This is a genomic window from Pseudovibrio sp. WM33, from assembly GCF_001623165.1.
Classification (GTDB): domain Bacteria; phylum Pseudomonadota; class Alphaproteobacteria; order Rhizobiales; family Stappiaceae; genus Pseudovibrio.
The window spans coordinates 40,332-58,684 of record NZ_LMCK01000089.1; the positions used below are offsets into that span (position 1 = coordinate 40,332).

At 51.7% G+C, this 18,353-nt stretch carries 14 protein-coding genes; 9 read left to right on the top strand and 5 right to left on the bottom strand.

What is annotated here, in order from left to right; genetic code table 11:
- Positions 1-40: 40 nt before the first annotated feature.
- The 4 genes from PsWM33_RS15355 to PsWM33_RS15370 all read right to left on the bottom strand — a co-directional run bounded on the left by PsWM33_RS15355 (position 41) and on the right by PsWM33_RS15370 (position 6,205).
- Entirely contained in the window at positions 41-1,090 is a 1,050-nt protein-coding gene (locus PsWM33_RS15355; RefSeq protein WP_063300806.1) for an ATP-binding protein, read from the bottom strand.
- Positions 1,091-1,162: 72 nt separating this feature from the next.
- Entirely contained in the window at positions 1,163-1,852 is a 690-nt protein-coding gene (locus PsWM33_RS15360) for an outer-membrane lipoprotein carrier protein LolA (RefSeq protein WP_063300807.1), read from the bottom strand.
- Positions 1,853-2,106: 254 nt separating this feature from the next.
- Positions 2,107-5,004: a DNA translocase FtsK gene (locus tag PsWM33_RS15365; protein ID WP_063300808.1), complete on the bottom strand. Its 2,898-nt coding sequence runs from the start codon at positions 5,002-5,004 to the stop codon at positions 2,107-2,109.
- A 4-nt stretch (positions 5,005-5,008) separates the two neighbouring features.
- The gene (locus PsWM33_RS15370) at positions 5,009-6,205 is read right to left on the bottom strand and encodes an aminotransferase class I/II-fold pyridoxal phosphate-dependent enzyme (RefSeq protein ID WP_063300809.1); all 1,197 of its coding nucleotides are present in this window, start codon (positions 6,203-6,205) and stop codon (positions 5,009-5,011) included.
- Positions 6,206-6,406: 201 nt separating this feature from the next.
- Between PsWM33_RS15370 and PsWM33_RS15375 the strand changes: the two genes are divergently transcribed.
- Complete coding sequence (locus tag PsWM33_RS15375; protein ID WP_063300810.1) at positions 6,407-7,411, top strand: CorA family divalent cation transporter; 1,005 nt, start codon at positions 6,407-6,409, stop codon at positions 7,409-7,411.
- Between the two features lie 59 nt (positions 7,412-7,470).
- On the opposite strand, the gene PsWM33_RS15380 is transcribed toward PsWM33_RS15375, so the two are convergent.
- The gene (locus PsWM33_RS15380; protein ID WP_063294575.1) at positions 7,471-7,734 is read right to left on the bottom strand and encodes a DUF1674 domain-containing protein; all 264 of its coding nucleotides are present in this window, start codon (positions 7,732-7,734) and stop codon (positions 7,471-7,473) included.
- 212 nt (positions 7,735-7,946) lie between these two features.
- Here PsWM33_RS15380 and htpX point away from each other — a divergent pair, with 212 nt between their 5' ends.
- The 8 genes from htpX (at position 7,947) to PsWM33_RS15425 (ending at position 18,023) form a co-directional block, all read left to right on the top strand.
- A complete protein-coding gene (htpX, locus tag PsWM33_RS15385) occupies positions 7,947-8,975 on the top strand; it encodes a zinc metalloprotease HtpX (RefSeq protein ID WP_063300811.1) in 1,029 nt (342 codons plus the stop codon).
- 303 nt (positions 8,976-9,278) lie between these two features.
- Positions 9,279-10,727, top strand: coding sequence for a 16S rRNA (cytosine(967)-C(5))-methyltransferase RsmB (rsmB, locus tag PsWM33_RS15390; RefSeq protein WP_082827026.1), 1,449 nt, complete (start codon positions 9,279-9,281; stop codon positions 10,725-10,727).
- A 273-nt stretch (positions 10,728-11,000) separates the two neighbouring features.
- A complete protein-coding gene (locus PsWM33_RS15400; protein ID WP_063294572.1) occupies positions 11,001-12,659 on the top strand; it encodes a heparinase II/III family protein in 1,659 nt (552 codons plus the stop codon).
- 163 nt (positions 12,660-12,822) lie between these two features.
- Positions 12,823-14,439: a bifunctional phosphoribosylaminoimidazolecarboxamide formyltransferase/IMP cyclohydrolase gene (purH, locus tag PsWM33_RS15405; RefSeq protein ID WP_063300812.1), complete on the top strand. Its 1,617-nt coding sequence runs from the start codon at positions 12,823-12,825 to the stop codon at positions 14,437-14,439.
- Positions 14,440-14,607: 168 nt separating this feature from the next.
- The gene (locus PsWM33_RS15410) at positions 14,608-16,137 is read left to right on the top strand and encodes an ArnT family glycosyltransferase (protein WP_063300820.1); all 1,530 of its coding nucleotides are present in this window, start codon (positions 14,608-14,610) and stop codon (positions 16,135-16,137) included.
- 96 nt (positions 16,138-16,233) lie between these two features.
- Entirely contained in the window at positions 16,234-16,701 is a 468-nt protein-coding gene (locus PsWM33_RS15415) for a GNAT family N-acetyltransferase (protein ID WP_208994579.1), read from the top strand.
- A 113-nt stretch (positions 16,702-16,814) separates the two neighbouring features.
- A complete protein-coding gene (locus tag PsWM33_RS15420; protein ID WP_244276704.1) occupies positions 16,815-17,558 on the top strand; it encodes a carbonic anhydrase in 744 nt (247 codons plus the stop codon).
- A 12-nt stretch (positions 17,559-17,570) separates the two neighbouring features.
- Complete coding sequence (locus PsWM33_RS15425) at positions 17,571-18,023, top strand: GNAT family N-acetyltransferase (RefSeq protein WP_063294569.1); 453 nt, start codon at positions 17,571-17,573, stop codon at positions 18,021-18,023.
- Positions 18,024-18,353: the final 330 nt, after the last annotated feature.

Here is an 18,353-nt window from a genome sequence, read left to right on the forward strand (position 1 = left end):
AGTGGCGGGAATTTCCCGCCATTTTGCTTTTGGGTTGCTGTTAAGCGCTTTCCAGCATGGCCTCTAAAACCCCCCGATAGACCGCTCGAATGCGATGATGATGGTTTGGGGAAGCCTGCCAGAAGTTGGTGAGGCCGGGGCCTGCGTTCAGTTCCAAGACGTTTGCTGGTGCGTTGTCTTTGCTGAGGTCATCGCAAAGGATGTCGACGCCTGCATAGCGCAAGCCGCATACACGTGCTGCTTCTACTGCCAGATCTTTGAAGCCTTGCGACGCGAGGTCGGTGACGTCGACCGCTTCACCACCGGTTGAGAGGTTGGCGTTGGAGAGGAGCTGTAGGAGTTCTCCGTTATGGAGGACGGTTGCCAGATTGTAGCCTGCTTCCTGAATGGCTTTGAGGATGCGCGGGTCTTCACTTTCAACCTTGTAGCCACCGCTTCTGGTGGTGAGGGTTTTGATCTTCTTAGCCAAGAGTTCTGCGATAGGGTGGGAGCCGTTTCCGATGAGGGAGAGAGGGCGCCGTTCTATGATTGCCAGAATGGTTCCATCAAGCACAATCACACGATAGTCACGGCCTGAAACAGCTTCCTGAACCAGCATGCGGTCGTTGGATCGTAAAGCGTTTGTCAGGTGGGCGTTGAGTTCCGCCTCCTCGGAGATTTTTTGAACACCGACGCCTTGGGTACCTTCATTGGGTTTGATGAAAACCGGATAGCCGAGTGACTGGGCGATGTCGCCTGCTTCTGTGAGCGTGTTCAGGCTTTTGGCGACATGTGGGTTGGCGGTGCTGAGTTGCCTGATGGCTTTGTCTGAATGAATGAGCTTGAAGTCAGGGGTTGGTAGACCGGCATCCTGCAAGAGGCGACCGCAAAAGTCCTTGTCTCGTGCGGCTTCTCCAGCGGCATAACTGTTAAGTGCGAAGGCTCCGCCCTTGATGGGGAAACGCATGCCGCTGCCTGCTTCTATGTAACCGAAATAGAAGAATTCGCTGTCGAGGGCGAGTTTGATGCCTTTCTCCTGACACAACTCCGCAAGCAAGCGTGGGGCAAGAGGAAGGTTCGGGAGGTCAGGCGAAACAGGGATAAACTGCATTCAAATTCTCAAGCTAATAAAAAAGGAGCGCCGAAGCACTCCTCTTCATACATCAGTTTTTGTAGCAAAGCTTTAGTTGTTACCGCGTCTTTGACGGGAGTTCGCGATGTAATCGATCTTGAACAAATCCGGGTTAGTGGCGCCGTTTTCAGTCACGTCATAGATAGCAACAGAAGTGTCGTATCCCTGTGCGTCGCGTACGGTCCATTGCTTGAGCTTGTAGTTTCTTGCGTCGAAAATCAGCGTCAGGCGGCCAGATGTGAAACGGGTTTTGTCGTCGATCGCGATTGTGATGAGATCTGGCTCAACAACCACGTTGGTTACATTGGCGTCTGTCTTAAGGTCGATTTTATCAGCCAGCAGGAAGCGCAGAGGTGTCTGTGAAAGCGGCCAGATGTCCTGTGTCTGCAACTTACGGTCCTTCACTGAAACCATGCTGCCGTCAGCAATGATGTCGAGTGTAGAAGGCTTGTTGTAGTAGAAGCGGACTTTGCCCGGACGGCTGATGAAGAACTGCCCTTCTACACGTCCGCCGGTTGGGCCAAACTGCACGAACTTGCCGTGCATATTGCGGACGGAATTGAAATACTTGCTAACGGCGTCAATGGCTTGCACGTTGGTCAGCGCGACTGGCTGCGCTTGCTGGGCTGTTTGAGCGGCGGAGTGTTCCGCAGTTAGTGGGACAGAACCAATAAAAAGCGCTGCTGCAATTGCGAGGCTTTTGCAAATCCTACCAAAAGAGATCGCCTGAGATGCAATCATAAATATAACTCCGCTGTCAAAACTCGTAGAACAACCGTAAAGCGAGTTGATTAACTCTTCTCTAAATCCAGCTTGCGGTTATTTGTGAACCCTCATTCTGATAGGCTATCGTTACCATAAGGCGAAGATGGGGCATATGCCTCAAATTCCATAAATTCGCCTAGAGATCTCCGAAATGACTGATCAACTTTTCGGGAGTGTTTTACAGCAGTCTCCTCGTGATTGGCTGTAGGCAGACTGCTGTAAGAGAGGTATCAGAACTGTTCGCCGTTTTCTGGAAGCAGGATTTCACGCTTACCGGCATGGTTCGCTGGGCTGATCATGCCTTCCTGCTCCATGCGCTCAATAAGAGAAGCTGCACGGTTGTAACCGATTGAGAGGCGGCGCTGAATGTAGGAGGTCGATGCTTTGCGGTCTCTGGCGACGATTGCGACGGCCTGATCGAACAGGTCGTTGGTTGCGTTGCCGGAGCCTTGCGTCAGGGCATCGTAACCGCCTTCAGACTCGGCGTCTTCAGTCACGTCAGAGAGATAAGTTGGTGTGCCTTGCTCTTTGAGGTGTGAAACGATGTCTTCCACTTCATCATCAGCGACGAATGGACCGTGAACACGTTGTGTTCTACCGCCTGCTGCCATGTAAAGCATGTCACCCATGCCAAGCAGCTGTTCTGCGCCCATTTCGCCAAGGATTGTGCGACTGTCGATCTTAGACGTCACCTGGAACGAAATACGGGTTGGGAAGTTGGCTTTAATAGTGCCGGTGATGACGTCCACTGATGGACGCTGGGTTGCCATGATCAGGTGGATACCAGCTGCACGGGCCATCTGTGCCAGACGTTGGATTGCGCCTTCAATGTCCTTACCGGCCACCATCATGAGATCAGCCATCTCATCAACGACCACGACGATGTACGGCATCTTCTCCATTGGCAGTTCTTCTTCTTCGAAGATTGGCTCGCCAGTGTTTTTGTCAAAACCGGTCTGAACGGTTCGGGTGAAGCTTTCGCCCTTCTTCATGGCTTGCTCAATGCGGGTGTTGTACCCGTCGATATTGCGCACGCCCATCTTGGACATTTTCTTGTAGCGATCTTCCATCTCACGAACGGTCCATTTCAAAGCGACAACAGCTTTATTCGGATCGGTCACAACAGGGGTGAGAAGGTGCGGGATGCCGTCATAAATGGACAGTTCCAGCATCTTTGGATCGATCATGATCATCTTACACTGCTCTGGGGTGAGCCTGTAGAGCAAGGAGAGGATCATGGTGTTTACGGAAACGGACTTACCGGAGCCGGTGGTACCTGCGACGAGCAAGTGAGGCATGCGGGCAAGGTCGGCGATGACGGCTTCACCATTAATGGTTTTGCCGAGTGCCATAGCCAGCTTGGCTTTGGACGCGTCAAAGTCCTCAGAATCAAGAAGTTCGCGAAGGTATACGGTTTCGCGCTTAGCGTTTGGCAATTCGATACCGATGGCGTTTTTGCCCGGAATAACGGCCACGCGTGCAGAGATCGCGCTCATGGAGCGGGCGATGTCGTCTGCCAGACCGATGACGCGTGAGGACTTGATACCCGGTGCCGGCTCCAGTTCGTAAAGGGTTACAACAGGCCCCGGACGAACTGCGATGATTTCGCCGCGGACGCCAAAGTCACCCAGTACACCTTCCAGAATACGGGCATTTTGCTCAAGCGCGTCTTTACTCAGACGCTGTTTGCCGTCGGCTTGAGGCTCAGCGAGAAGCTCAATGCTTGGTAACTCAAACGGTGGCTGTTTGATAATTGCAGTAGATCTCTTTTCCTGAGCAAACGGGCGCGGTACAGAGCGTCCTGGAGCAGGGCGTGGTGGCTGTTGTTGAGGCGCCGCCTGCATTTGCGGTTCTTGTTCATCAGGGCTTGCAATGCCGATTGGTGCATGTGGCTGAGGGCCGAGATTAAGGTCTTCGCCCTCATGGTATTCTTCTGGTGCGAGCTCATATCCCTGTTCATCATAAACGGGTTCGCCTGCGGGAACGGGCTCCCACTGTTCTTCAGGATAGTGCTCGTTTGGTGCGGCATAATGTTGGGTGTTGTCGTGTTGCGGGTCAAACTGCACATCTGACCGCTCAGCCTGATCTTCCTGCTGATAATAATCGCTGAGGCCATCGTCTTCGACAGGCATGAGTTTGGATGCTACTTTGCGTCTTAAACGAGAGACTAGGCTGTCTTTTTCAGCGGGCTCGTCTTCATCAGCTACGTGCTCGTCCCACTGCTGATCTGCCTGTTGGTCGTGCTGTTCTTCTTCGTAGTATTCTGGTTGCTGAGGCTGGTTTGGATCATGCGGAGCTGCTGCATAATCTTCTTCCTGCCAATTTTGCTCAGTGACCAGCTTACGCTTGAAGACCGTGCGCTGGATCGCGCTGGTTGCCATGAGCTTCCAGTGGCTTAGCGCGCCAATGATTGCATAGTAGCGGTTGTTTTCGCCGTCATAGTCTTCCTCAGAATCTTCCGTGAACGGCAACGCTTCGTGAGGAGTGTATTCATCTTCAACGGCTTCGTCTTCGGTGAACTCTGCCGGGGTTGGGTCTTTGCCGACGAGACCAGCAGCGTAAGCTAATAGCACAATCGAAGGCAGACCAAGACCGACAGCACCAGTCAGGGTTCTCATGCCGGTTGAGAGCTCTGGCAGGATTGCGGTTGGAACTGAGAAGATCCAATCGCCAAGGAAACCGCCAAGTCCTGTTGGCAGTGGCCAGCTTGATGGAATTGGAATCGCCGCTAAACCACCTGCAAATAGCACGGTTCCGACAAGCCATGTCAGGAAGCGTTTGCGGGTGACTCCGGATGTGTATTTGAGAGACAGGCGCCACCCCCAGAGGAAGATGGGCACCAGAAATACAGCTGTTGCCAGCCCGATTGTCTGCATCAGAACGTCTGCAACAATGGCTCCTGTTTGGCCCAGAGCGTTATGAATCTCCGCATTGGTTGCGTGATTCAAGCTTGGGTCGTCCGTTGACCATGTTGCGAGGGCTGCCGCCACACAGAGACCGATGACGAGGATCACCGCGCCACCAATGACGATTATGTTGCTTTTGATAAAGCGCTTGATCGGGCTCTCTGTATCAGCCAGTGAAACAGAGTTTGCTTTTGGTCGTTGCATTGCAGCAGCCTGACGCATTCAATTACTCCAGAGAGTCCAAAATTCTTCGGAAAGCTTCCTTGCTGACTTCCAAAGATTCAACGAGGGCGAGGCGAATATATTTGTCACCGGGGTTGGAACCATCCGGCATATCAGAGGCGATGTAAGCTCCTGGGAGGGACTTCACGCCCACTTCGCGCCAGAGCTTTTCAGCGACCTGTGTTCCAGAACCCCAGCGAGAAACATCCAGCCAGAGGAAAAAGCCGCCATCTTTGCGTACTGAGCCAAATAGAGGAGATAGCATTTCCTCCGCGGCATCGTACTTTTCGTTATAGAGGCGGCGGTTTTCGAGCACGTGTCCTTCATCTCCAAACGCACGAACGGCGAGCGCCTGCACAGGCATTGGAACCTGAGGCGCTGCAACATTGCGGAAATCGGCGAAGAACTGAATGAACTCCGGATCTCCGGCAGCAAAGCCACAGCGTGCGCCGGGGAGATTAGAGCGCTTGGACAGTGAGTTGAATGTCACGACATTTTTCAGCGTGCCATCAAGAGCTTCTGCAGCCTCCAAAATGCCTGTTGGAGGCGTGTCGCGATAGATCTCAGAATAGCACTCATCAGCGAAGAGCAGAAAGTTGTGTTTGCGTGCCAGTTTGATGAGCTTTTGCCAATATTCCATAGGCGCAACGGTGCCTTGTGGGTTGGCGGGGGACGCGAAATAGAATGCGACGGTGCGGTCGAGCAAAGCTGGATCGATAGCATCCAGATCAGGCAAAATTCCGTCTGCTGGTTCTGGCAAAAGAATTTCGTCAGCACCCGCAATATGAGCACCTGCACCATAGGATTGGTAAAACGGGTTCGGCAAAATAACAGCCGGTTTGCCGTCTTTCTTCAGATAGTCGCGAGCGCAAACACAGCCAAAGACAAGTCCTTCGCGAGAGCCGTTGAGCGGAATAACGCTTTTGTCCGGATCGAAGGCATCAGAGAGTTGAAAACGGTTTTTAACCCATTTGCCAACAGCTGCACGGAATTCATCTGTACCACGAATTGCAGGATACTTGCGGAAACCGTTCTGATTTTCTTCAAGTACTTCAATGACGTAGCTTGGAGGTTCATGACGCGGTTCACCGATTGTCATGACAATTGGATCAAGACCCGGTTCGATTCCAGCGAGCTGCTGATTCAGCCGCTGAAACGGATTTCCTCCGCTAGATTTTTTCTCAATTTCTGTCGTGGACACAAGAATTCTCGCAGGAATGATTTACAACAAATGCTCGGAACACCAAAACTCTAGTGTTTTTTGGTAAATTGGCTGTTAACCAATTTACTGTGCGCTAAGCTGAATAGGTGTTTCTTCTGGGGTTTGTCATCTGATTTTTAGAAATGTGGGTTTTGATGTGTGTGCTGAGTTAGGATCGAACTTGGGCCGGGATTTGTCGAAATGGCACAAACCACAGAAAACATTGAGGCGAGCCATATTCATTTGGATTCCTCATTTGTCATTGTTTTTTCCAAGTCAAAAGGCATGCGCAGACTCACGTTAGAACAGTTACGTGACTATGAGCTGGAGCCCGACGAATTTTATTGGGCTTATTTGCAGCGGGTTGCCGCTCAGAACCGCGAGTTTCTTGAAGAAATTGGGCTGGAACACAACGATATTGATGGTCTTCTGGCCCGAGAGGTACGTCCGCATTGCCATGTGCGTACAAAAGGGGCGTTTATTGCCATCAACGTTTTCAATGAGTTGCCGAAACAGGAAAGCGGCGACATGGAATGTGCCCAGATCTGGGTGGATGCTAAGCGGATGATCTGCATCTGGCACGATCCACTGGATGTTTTTCAAAGTTTGGTTGAGGGGTTCAAGGCCCGTGTGCCACCGGAAAGTACGGCAGAATTCTGGGCTCGATTGGTGCTGGCGATTGCGGAACGTGCTGAAGAAATGGTTGAGGTGCTTCAGGACAGGATCGATCATCTTGAAGATGTGGTGCTGGAGACAGGAGATCATCCTTGGGAAAGCGAACTCGCGCAGGTTCGTCGGTTGGCAACCATTGTTAGACGCAGCATGTTGGCGCATCTGGATATCTTGAGGAATTTTGAAATTGAGAAGTTTGAATGGGTCAATCGGATCAACAAACGCCGCGTTCGTGAAGCGGGTGACCGAGCCCTTCGAATTGCCGAGGAGATGGATGCTATCCGTGAACGCGCAGAAATAGTTCACGACCAGATCATGTTTAAACGATCAGAGAACACCAACCGCTATATGCTGATGATGGCGGCAATTGCCGTTGTGTTTCTGCCGCTTAGCTTTGTAACTGGATTACTCGGCGTTAATGTGGGCGGCATTCCGGGAAGCCATGATCCGGTTGCGTTTAGTATTGTTAGCGGGATTCTGATCTTTATCGGTGTGGGACTGTTTGCGGTCGTCCGATGGTTTAAGATCTTCTAGAGAGCTGGTTCCGTGCGTGTACTTATCTGAAAGCCGGAACCATTATTGACGATTGCGCTCTAAAAATCGCTGGTAATGCCTTTGACTTCCCAGTCGCTGTAGCGGGCAGGGTCTAGACCACCGCGACCATTGAGCTCTTTCGGCATTTCTTTTTGGGCAGCATCGATCTCTGCGCGGCGCTCTTCGGCTTCTTTTAAAGCGCGTTGGGCGGCAGGGGGCAGTTCTTCAAACCGGCGTTTTTTCGACGCTTCTTCAATCTGCTCCGTCGTATCGACTTCTTGTGTTTTAAAGTTTTCGACGGCTGATTTGTTGTCTTTTTCCATTTCAATCCCGGTTGGCTGATGCTGCTTATCGCTGTTGTAAGCTTGCGTTTGCCATTTGGAGCTACCACTTAAGCTGGTAGTGGTAGTTTCACAATGATCGCGTAGGCTTAGATATAGGCGCGTGAGCCTGTATTTTGCAATGGGCACTGCGTTCATTGGTGGATGACCGACGGAATTGGCGAACTAAGAGAACAGATTGGAGCATTGAAACCATGAACTATGTACGGACCGGTATGCTGCTTGCGGCGATGACCGCTTTGTTTATGGGTATTGGCTTCATGCTTGGCGGCCAAACCGGCATGCTGATTGCTCTATTGATCGCCGGTGGTATGAACATCTTCTCCTATTGGAATTCGGATCGCATGGTTTTGGCCATGCACCATGCGCAGGAAGTGGATGAACGACAGGCCCCGGAGCTTTATGGTATGGTTCGTACTATGGCGGCGCGTGCTGAGCTGCCGATGCCGAAGGTTTATGTGATCAACAACCCGCAGCCCAATGCGTTTGCGACAGGCCGAAACCCTGAGAATGCAGCAGTTGCAGCGACGACTGGTCTTTTGAACTCTCTTTCCAAAGAAGAAGTTGCGGGCGTGATGGCGCACGAGTTGGCCCACGTGAAAAACCGTGACACGCTGATCATGACGATTACTGCGACGATCGCTGGTGCGATCTCCATGCTGGCGAACTTTGCGCTTTTCTTTGGCGGAAACCGCAACAATCCGCTTGGTCTGATTGGGTCTATCCTGATGATGATCCTTGCACCAATGGCGGCGGCTTTGGTTCAGATGGCGATTTCCAGAACACGTGAATATGCAGCCGACCGTATGGGTGCGCAGATTTGTGGTAACCCGCTTTGGCTTGCTTCCGCTTTGCATAAGATTGCTGGTGGCGCGGCACGGGTTGTGAATGAAGATGCAGAACATAACCCTGCAACGGCGCATATGTTCATCATCAATCCGCTTTCCGGTCAGAACATGGACAACCTGTTCTCGACACATCCGAACACAGATAACCGGATTGCGGCGCTTCGTCAGATGGCTTCTGAAGCTGGCTTTACTGAAACACGTAGTTCTGGCGGTGGTGGTCATTTTAACGTGCGCGAGACGTCACAAGCTCAGCCGCGGCGTGAAACACTTCGCCCAAGTGGCCCATGGGGAGCATCCCGCCAAACAGGGCAGCGTGGTGGTCATGACCAACCTAGTCGTGATGAACCTCGGAAGCCCAAAGGGCCATGGGGCTAAAAGCAAGGGAAATCTGCGAATGCGAACCGTCTCTCGCATTTGCTTTGTTGATTGTACCGTGTTTACCTGAATAACTATTCGCGCTTCCCAAATTGTCTTTGCAATATTAAAGGTTCTGTGGTTAGCCGAGCAGGATTTGACAGTTCTCCTTTGGTTACAACTGGCAGTAATCCGCCGAAACTCTAGTGGAACCTGATGAAACCGGTTGGCCTCTGAGTGAGGCTCTTCACACAAGAATGCATCTTTAAAAGAATAGATGGCGCCGAAGGTCTGGCGACACATTCTGGAATACATGGATCAACGATGAGCGCAGAGCGTAAGAATACATCCTCTCAGGACAGAAACTCCAAGTTCAAGGGGAGAAAGCGTTCTGGAGCACCGAAGACTCCAAGAGACAATGACAGAGCTTCCGAAACGGAGAGCGTAGAGGGCACCTTTAAAGATCCCGGCTACGCAGCTCGTAAGGCTGCCACCGATCTGATTGGTAAAGTTTTGAGCAAGCGCATGCCACTGGATGGTGAGCTTGACCTGAACAATGGTCATCCGGGCTATAAACGCCTTGAGCCGAATGATCGGGCGCTTGTTCGTGCAATTATTGGCACCGCGCTGCGTCGCCGTGGTCAGATTCAGGATGTGGTTGATCGCTTCCTTGACCGTCCTATTCCTGAGAAAACCGGTCGCGTTCTGGACATTCTCCATGTTGCCATGGCGCAGTTGTTCTTTATGTCCGTGCCGGATCACGCCGCGGTTTCTCTGGCTGTGACGCTCGCAGGCCGTGATGCACGTGCTAAGCCGTATAAAAACCTCGTCAATGCCGTTCTGCGCCGTGCAACACGTGAAGGTGCAGCGATTATTGCTGAGCAAGATACTGCGAAGCTGAATGCTCCTGATTGGATGTTTGCGCGCTGGTGTGAAGTTTATGGCGAAGAAGCTGCGCGTGCGATGTCCGCTGCGCATATGCAGGAGCCGTATCTGGACCTGAGCGTACCAGCAGATCGTGATGATTGGGCGGAAAAGCTGGGTGGTGAAGTTCAGCTGGGTTATTCCGTACGCTTGCAGCCAGACGGGCCGATTGAAAAGCTGGAAGGCTTTGAAGATGGCAAATGGTGGGTTCAGGATGCTGCAGCTGCTGTTCCAGCCCGCTTGCTGGGTGATATCAAAGGCAAAGTGGTTGCAGATTTGTGTGCCGCCCCCGGTGGTAAGACCATGCAGCTTGCTGCTGCTGGTGCTGATGTGACAGCTGTCGATATCTCAGCCCGTCGTTTGCAGCGCCTGACACAGAATCTGAAGCGCGTTGGTTTGGAAGCTGAGACTGAAGTTTCTGATCTTCGTGAATTTGTGCCGGTTGATCTGTTTGACGCAATTCTGCTGGATGCACCTTGCTCTGCAACCGGTACCATTCGCCGTCACCCAGATGTGGCATGGCTGAAGCGTGAAGATGATGTGCTCAAGCTTGCTGACCTACAGTACGAATTGCTTGAAAAAGCACTGGGTTGGCTGAAGCCGGGTGGAACTCTTGTTTACTGCACCTGTTCGCTGGAACAGGAAGAGGGTGAATTGCAAGTTCAGCGCTTGTTGCTGGAGCATCCTGAGGTGCAGCGTGTGCCTGTAACAGCTGATGAGCTGGGCGGCGTTGCTGAGGCGATTAATTCTCAAGGCGACTTCCGTGCGATGCCAGGCCAGAACCCATCCTCAGGTAAAACATCTGGCGGTTTGGATGGCTTTTTCGCAGCTCGTTTGCGTCTCTCTTAAAAAGAGCTGGTGGAATGTCACCAAGGATTTGCGCAAAGTGGGCATGGTTAACGAGATTTAAAGAGCTTGGGCGCAAACCATTTGTTAAGTTTGTTTAGAGCGTGTTGTTGCAAATCGCTTTCTTGCTCACGCTCTAAATCTTTGTTTTTGTGCGTATCCTTATCTGAAACCGAAACTGCTTTTCGGGGATACGCTCCAATGGAGTGCTGAAGGGGTATGACGGGCGCAACGGTGTCTGAAAGACTTAGAATCCTTAGTCTTTTGACACAAAACATGGCTCAAAACAGTCTGAACTGGGCGCGAGGGGGATCTATGTTCCGCGTGTTCTCGTTTGGAAGTGCGCCATCGCGTCTGCTTATCGCTCCTCAGGATCTGCGCACTGCAGATGCAACAAACGCCGCTGACATTTATGCAGGCCGGTTCCTGTTTGCTGGGCATCTGGTTGAGGTGGGCGGGCAATCTCCGTTTGATGTTGAGCCGCCGAATCTCCAATGGTCAAAAGCGCTGCATGGGTTTTCATGGCTTCGCCATTTGCGTGCTGCTGAGACCAACATGGCACAGCAAAATGCCCGTGCTTTGGTTGAGGACTGGATCAGATCCTGCGGTCGCTGGCATGATGGCGGCTGGAAGCAGGAAGTTGTTGCGCGCCGTGTGCTGAGCTGGATGGCTCAATCTCCCTTACTGCTGACTGGATGTGAAGCGGATTTCTATCGTGCCTTCATGCGGTCGCTGTACCGACAGGTGCGTTATCTACGCCGGACTATGAACAAAGCGCCGGATGGCTTGCCGCGTCTGACAGTTGCCATGGCGAATGCTTGTGCAACGGTTTCCATGGATGGGCAGGGGCGTCACGTCAAACAAGCTCTGAAACGCCTTGATCAGGAGTTGAAGCGTCAAATCCTGCCGGATGGTGGTCATATCTCCCGACATCCCGGTGCGATTATTGAGATCCTTGTTGATCTGCTTCCAATCCGCCAGGCGCTCGTGATGCAGGGACAAACGGTGTCTCCAGTCATGATGGAATCCATTGACCGCATGATGCCGATGATCCGCTTCTTCCGTCATGGTGATGGATCCTTTGCTCACTTCAATGGCATGGCTTCTACTCCGGGTGATGTGGTCGCGACCATCCTTGCTTATGATGATGCACGTGGAACACCGCCTGTTAGTGCACCGCATTCCGGCTATCAGCGTCTTACTGGTGGTGATAGCCTTGTGATGATCGATGTGGGAGCACCGCCGCCAACGCGCTTCTCCAGCAGTACGCATGCTGGTTGTCTCTCCTTTGAGTTCTCCTCAAAGCGCAACCGTATTGTTGTGAACTGTGGCGTTTCTACACGAGAGCAAGTTGCCTGGAAGATGGTGGCTCGTTCAACTGCTGCGCATTCGACAGCAGGAATTGGCGATACATCTTCTTGTCGTTTTCTGACGTCTTCCCGTTTTGATAAGATGCTGGGTAACCCAGTCCTGTCTGGTCCCAAAGACGTTGAAGCGGAGCGACAGGATACCGATCTTTCTGACCGTGTGATTGCAAGTCATGACGGTTATGTAGAGCGCTATGGTATTGTTCATGAACGTGATCTGACGTTGTCGCGTGATGGAACCGTTCTGGATGGGATTGATCAGTTCAAGCCAGCATCTGACAAGGCAGAGGAAGAGATTGTCACGATCCGTTTTCATCTACATCCACAAGTGAGTTGCACCATGTTGCCATTGGGTGATGCTGCTGTTTTGCGGTGTGCGGATGGTGAAGCTTGGGAGTTTTCTGCGGATGGGATTGAGTTCTCCATTGAGGAATCAATTTATCTGTCAGACGTATTCGGTCATCGACAGACACAGCAGATCGTTCTTACGGTTGGTGTGAAAGAAGCGTTGAGCGTGACCTGGATGTTGAGAAAGACAGCTTCTGCCAAGGCGCGGCGGAAGACCTAACGTCATTTGTGCCTTTGCCCTTTAGGGGATATAAACTGCTCCTAAAGGTTACCCGTCAAACCGCTCTCAATCCCCATAAAATGGGTTCCCACAGCTGTGAATAAGTGTTATTTGGCGGGCGTCAAAACCCTTCCATTTTCTCTAAGAGAGTAGGCTTTTACCCATGGCCGTTGTCTCCAAAGGCGTTCCGATACCTGAAATCGTATCGGTTAAGCGTGCGCTTCTTTCTGTCTCCGATAAAACCGGTCTTGTTGAGTTTGCGAAAGCGCTTTCCGAACGTGGAGTTGAGCTGATCTCAACAGGCGGAACTCGCAAAACGATTGCTGAGGCTGGCCTCCCAGTTAAAGATATTTCCGAGGTTACTGGTTTTCCTGAAATCATGGATGGCCGTGTTAAGACGCTTCATCCTATGGTGCATGGCGGATTGCTGAGCATTCGTGATGATGCTGAGCATGTTGCTGCGATGGATGAGCATGGTATCATCGGTATCGACCTGCTTTGTGTGAACCTTTACCCATTTGAAGACACCGTGACTTCTGGTGCTGACTACGCAAACGGTGTCGAGAATATCGACATTGGTGGTCCGGCGATGACACGCGCTGCTGCCAAAAACCATGCCTATGTAACCACTGTTGTTGACCCAGCTGATTATGCTGCTGTGGTTGTGGCGCTGGATACGCATAACGGTCAGTCTCCGATTGCTCTTCGTAAGAAGCTGGCGCAGAAGGCTTTTGCTCGTACCGCTGCTTATGATGCTGCTGTTTCCAACTGGATGGCAGAGCAGATTGATGAGGCAGCTCCGGATTATCGCGCGATTGGTGGTACGCTGAATGAAGTGATGCGCTATGGTGAGAACCCTCATCAGGCAGCTGGCTTTTACGTGACGGGTGAGAAGCGCCCAGGTGTGGCGACGGCTCGTCAAGTACAGGGTAAGCAGCTCTCTTACAACAACATCAATGATACAGATGCAGCGTTTGAGCTTGTTTCCGAGTTTGATCCGGCTCGTACGGCAGCAGTTGCTATCATCAAACATGCGAACCCATGTGGTGTTGCAGAGGCGCCTACGCTGAAGGAAGCCTACGAGAAAGCGCTGGCTTGTGATCCGGTTTCTGCGTTTGGTGGCATTGTTGCGCTCAACGGTACTCTGGATGCGGATGCTGCTTCTGAGATTACCAAGATCTTCACTGAGGTAATCATCGCTCCTGATGCGACAGAAGAAGCGATTGAGCTGGTTGCGAAGAAAAAGAACCTGCGTTTGCTTCTGACTAATGGTCTTTCTGATCCACGCGCCAAGGGCCTGTTTGTGAAGACTGTTTCTGGTGGCTTGCTGGTTCAGGATCGCGACAGCGGTGTTGTTGATGATCTGGATCTGAAGGTGGTGACAAAGCGTGCTCCGTCTGATCAGGAACTGGCTGATCTGAAAATGGCCTTCCGTGTTGGCAAGCATGTGAAATCCAATGCGATTGTTTACGTCAAAGATGGTGCGACTGTTGGCATCGGAGCAGGGCAAATGAGCCGTGTTGACAGCGCTCGCATTGCAGCACGCAAAGCTGAGGATGCCGCTGAGGCCGCCGGCCTTGCTGAGCCGTTGACTAAAGGTTGTGTGGTTGCTTCTGATGCGTTCTTCCCGTTCGCTGATGGTTTGCTTTCTGCTGCTGAGGCTGGTGCCACTGCTGTAATTCAGCCAGGTGGTTCCATGCGTGATGATGAAGTGATCAAAGCCGCTGATGAAGCTGGCTTGGCAATGGTCGTTACTGGAATGCGCCACTTCCGTCACTAAAGGGCGGCATCTCTTATAAATTCAGAGCCTTCGCAGGTTATGCTTGCGAGGGCTTTTTTATTGGCCTCTGGTTTTAATTAAAGCTGAAAGCCAATGCTTAGTTGTAATTGCTATGGTGGAGGGAACGAAAACAAGGCGCAAAAGCGTCGATAGCTGCGCATGGTGCAGATGCTGCAAGATCAAGGTTTCCTTCCCAAACTTCAACGCGCCATAGTCTCGGATAACTGGGCTACGTTCATCGCGAAACACTTTGTCTGGCTTCTTGCTGGATACTTCATCGTCCAGACCATTATTCGTTATTTTGCGTCTCCCGTATTGGGCCTGGATGAAGCGGAGCAGATTATTGCAGCTCAGAGTTTTCAGCTTGGATATGGCCCGCAGCCACCACTTTATACTTGGCTGACGATCGCTTTCTTCTGGGTGTTTGGAGAAGGGCTCTTTGCAACTGCTCTTCTTAAAAACACCTTGTTGTTTCTTGGCTATCTAGGTGTTTGGCTCACAGCGCGGAAGGCCTCTGATCCGACGTTGGCTGCTATCGGGACGGACTCACTTATCTTTCTGCCGCAGATCTCCTGGGAGGCGCAGCGGGCGTTGAGCCATTCAGTTTTGATGTTCGCGTGTTCTGCGTGGACGGTTTATGTCTTCCTGACCTGCATCGAAAAGCCAAGTTGGTGGCGCGCTGTTGTGTTTGGTGTTGTGATCGCAGCAGGTGCGCTTTCCAAATACAACTATATGTTTTTGCTCGCTGCTTTGATCGCAGCAGGTTTTTGCATTGAGGACGGTCGCAAGTTTCTACGTTCAAAATACATTCTTGGTTCTGCTGCTGTTGCTATCGTGCTTTTGCTTCCTCCTGCTTTCTGGATGTTTGAGAACCAGGACCTCATCTACGCGCGTGTCCATAAGTTCGGAATCGAAAAGGTTGAACGGCATTTTCTGACCGGGTTTATCTCTCTGATAAATGCAGCTTTGCAGTTTGTCATTGTGGCCGTGGTCCTGTTCTTTTGCGCATGGGCGACGAGCTTTTATTGGAAGGATGCTGAGCAGCACGACCAATATGTGAATGAGACCATTCGCAAGCTTCTCACGCTTGTCGTTATCTTTGGGCTGGTTATTGTTGCTGTGTCTGTTGTTGCAAGTGGTGCGACCAATGTGAAAGACCGGTGGCTTCAACCAATCCTGTTTCTTGCTCCGCTGGTTGCTTCGCTGTGGCTGTTTGCTGAGGTCTCAATACGTCAGGCCAAGATCATTCTTGGCACGGCTAGTGTGCTGGCAGTGCTGATCGTTGTGCTCATTCCCTTCAACTTTGCCTTTGGCAGTTTTAAGAAGCCAAGTGCGCACGCGCTTCCTTCTCAGGCAATTGTTGATACGCTGGCGCAGTATGGTGTGCGAAGTGTTCTGACCACGTCTCACAGCATTGCGGGTAACATTGGCGACCTGAAACCGGGTTGGGCAGTAACCATTCCGGAGTATTCCGGTATCGATATCAACTACGCCTATCCGGTTGCTATCCTTTGGAAAGGGCACTCCAAGGCTGTCCCTGAGAACATGTCTGCCCTTTATCAGCAGCTTAAAGGCAAGCCGATCCCTAACAGTGAAATCCATAAGGAAGCTGCGCCTTACTATCATTGGTCGGAATACCCATTCGAGTATAGCTTCATCATTGTTGAGGGGAATAATCAGGCAGCCTCACAGTATTAGAGTTATACGGCTAAATTCTCCCAGTTTTGAGAATGGGTCGACGCTCTAAAAATTGGTAGGCTGGTCATTGCGACTTGAGATCAGGGAGATGGGTCCGTGATATTCGATGAGATTACAGTGGAACCTGCCAGAGAAGCGGATGCGCATCGTTTGGGTGAACTCGTCTTTGCGATGGAAAACGAACTTTGGCCGGAAGATGAGCTTGATGTTGGGCAGTTCAAAATGACGGCTGAGGATATTCTGTCGGATGGTGGCTCTCGCTATTGGGCTTATCTGGCGCGGTCTCAGGGGGAGCTTCTCGGACTCATTACACTGGCGGAAAAGAAGGCCATTTATGCTGGTGGCCGGTTTGGTGAAATTGTTGAGTTTTACGTTGTGCCGTCTGGCCGGTGTGCCGGGGTTGGTAAGATACTGCTGCAGCAGGCGGTGTTGAAGGGGCAGGAGATGGACTGGCCGTATTTGGAAGTGGGAGCGCCGCATCAGCCGGCCTGGAAAACGACGCTGAGTTTTTATCTTAATAACGAATTCAGAGAAATTGGTCCGCGGCTGGAAAGAGAAATTTAGGCGCGATTGCGAGTTCTTTTTGTTTAGGGCTGTTTCATCCAATTCAACAACAGAATGTCCAGAATGGGCTTTTAGGCTGGCTGCAACTTTTGTTGTTTGGCCAGGAGAAGCCTATGTGTTGGATGTGTAATGACAAAGCGGGTTTGGTTGGATCACCAGCGCGCCGCAAGTTTTTGAAAACGGCTGGTGTGTTTGGTGCTGCTCTGGCAACGGGTGGTGTTGGTGCTGTTTCGTCTGTCAGTGCGCAGGAGCCGCCTATTCCTAAGAATGAGATTGGTGGTGAGGCTGCTCTTAAGCGTTTGATGGATGGTAACAAACGCTATGTTGAGGGTGATATCACTCCTGCTGATTTCCAGAGTACCCGTGCTGCACTGGCTGTTGGGCAAAACCCGTTTGCGGCGATCCTTGGCTGTGCGGATTCCCGTGTGGCGCCGGAGCTGGCGTTTGATACCGGGCGTGGGGATCTTTTTGTGGTTCGTATTGCTGGCAATGTTGTGACGCCGGAAGGGCTGGCGAGCCTTGAGTTTTGTGTTGATGTGCTGGGTACGCAGCTCATTATGGTGTTGGGGCACGAGAAGTGCGGTGCTGTTAAGGCGGCGATTTCTTCGACGCAAAGTGGCAACCAGTTTCCCGGTCATATTCAGACGCTTGTTGAACTTCTTCGACCTCCTGTGCAACAGGCACAGGGTGAGAAGGGGGATGTTCTTGTCAATGCCATCAAAGCCAATGTGCAGTGGGGCGTGACGGCTTTGCAGCAGGCATCACCCATTTTAGACAAGCACTTCAAGGCGGGGACGTTGAAGGTGGTTGGCGGGGTGTATGACCTTGATACAGGCAAAGTTACAATGGTGACATAAGAGGGTTGGCAGATGGTTGTTCCCATAATCAGGGTGTCTGAAGCGAAGGATCTTCCGGCTTTACTGGAGCTTGAGGCTCATTATATGGCGGAGTTGGAACCGCAGAATTTTGAGCGGTGGAAGACGTGTGAGGCTGTGCAGCGCAAGCGGATGGAAGAGGCTTTGCTACGCACCTTTGCCGCTGAAATGGCAGATGACATTAAAGGCTATTGCTATTGGGGGCTTCAGAACGACAGTGCCCATATCTTCAACGTGTATGTGCATCCGGATTTTCGCCGCTATGGTTTGGCGAAGTATCTGCTTGAGCGCACGGAGGAAGATATTCAGCGCAAGGGCTTTAGCCAGTGGACGTTCAACCCGATCAAGACCCACCCTGCGAAGGTGTTCATTGAGCAGCTTGGCTATAGATTGCAGTGGGAAGATACGGACCGGCTTCACATGTTTAAGGAGAAGGCGGCAGCGTGAGCCTTCCTGTTATGCAAACAGCTTTAGCACCGCTGGAAATGACCGGCGGTGTTTTCACGTGAAACTCCCAAAATGGGGAGGGCAAGGCGAGCAGGCAGTGCCTGCGCATTTTATTGGTAGTGAGTCTTCGGCATTGGCTGTCGCCTTGCCCGGGCATTTTGGTATGGACAACATCGCCTCTTATCCTGAAAGACACGATAGCCAGTTTCCTGGAAGGACAGTGGCTTTGCTCAGGCAAGTTTCCCGGCCTAAACAGGTCCTCTATCCCTGACATCAGCTGCTCTGACCAGCAAATGCCACTGCGTGATGCCCCTCAAGCTTGGGCCCTTC

Bases quoted from the DNA above. Each gene is read 5' to 3' on its own strand.
- PsWM33_RS15425 (WP_063294569.1), top strand. From the start codon at position 17,571: ATGGTTGTTCCCATAATCAGGGTGTCTGAAGCGAAGGATCTTCCGGCT.
- htpX (WP_063300811.1), top strand. From the start codon at position 7,947: ATGAACTATGTACGGACCGGTATGCTGCTTGCGGCGATGACCGCTTTG.
- PsWM33_RS15375 (WP_063300810.1), top strand. From the start codon at position 6,407: ATGGCACAAACCACAGAAAACATTGAGGCGAGCCATATTCATTTGGAT.
- PsWM33_RS15400 (WP_063294572.1), top strand. From the start codon at position 11,001: ATGGCTCAAAACAGTCTGAACTGGGCGCGAGGGGGATCTATGTTCCGC.
- PsWM33_RS15355 (WP_063300806.1), bottom strand. From the start codon at position 1,090: ATGCAGTTTATCCCTGTTTCGCCTGACCTCCCGAACCTTCCTCTTGCC.
- PsWM33_RS15380 (WP_063294575.1), bottom strand. From the start codon at position 7,734: ATGGAAAAAGACAACAAATCAGCCGTCGAAAACTTTAAAACACAAGAA.
- rsmB (WP_082827026.1), top strand. From the start codon at position 9,279: ATGAGCGCAGAGCGTAAGAATACATCCTCTCAGGACAGAAACTCCAAG.
- PsWM33_RS15420 (WP_244276704.1), top strand. From the start codon at position 16,815: ATGTGTTGGATGTGTAATGACAAAGCGGGTTTGGTTGGATCACCAGCG.
- PsWM33_RS15410 (WP_063300820.1), top strand. From the start codon at position 14,608: ATGCTGCAAGATCAAGGTTTCCTTCCCAAACTTCAACGCGCCATAGTC.
- PsWM33_RS15365 (WP_063300808.1), bottom strand. From the start codon at position 5,004: ATGCGTCAGGCTGCTGCAATGCAACGACCAAAAGCAAACTCTGTTTCA.
- PsWM33_RS15360 (WP_063300807.1), bottom strand. From the start codon at position 1,852: ATGATTGCATCTCAGGCGATCTCTTTTGGTAGGATTTGCAAAAGCCTC.
- purH (WP_063300812.1), top strand. From the start codon at position 12,823: ATGGCCGTTGTCTCCAAAGGCGTTCCGATACCTGAAATCGTATCGGTT.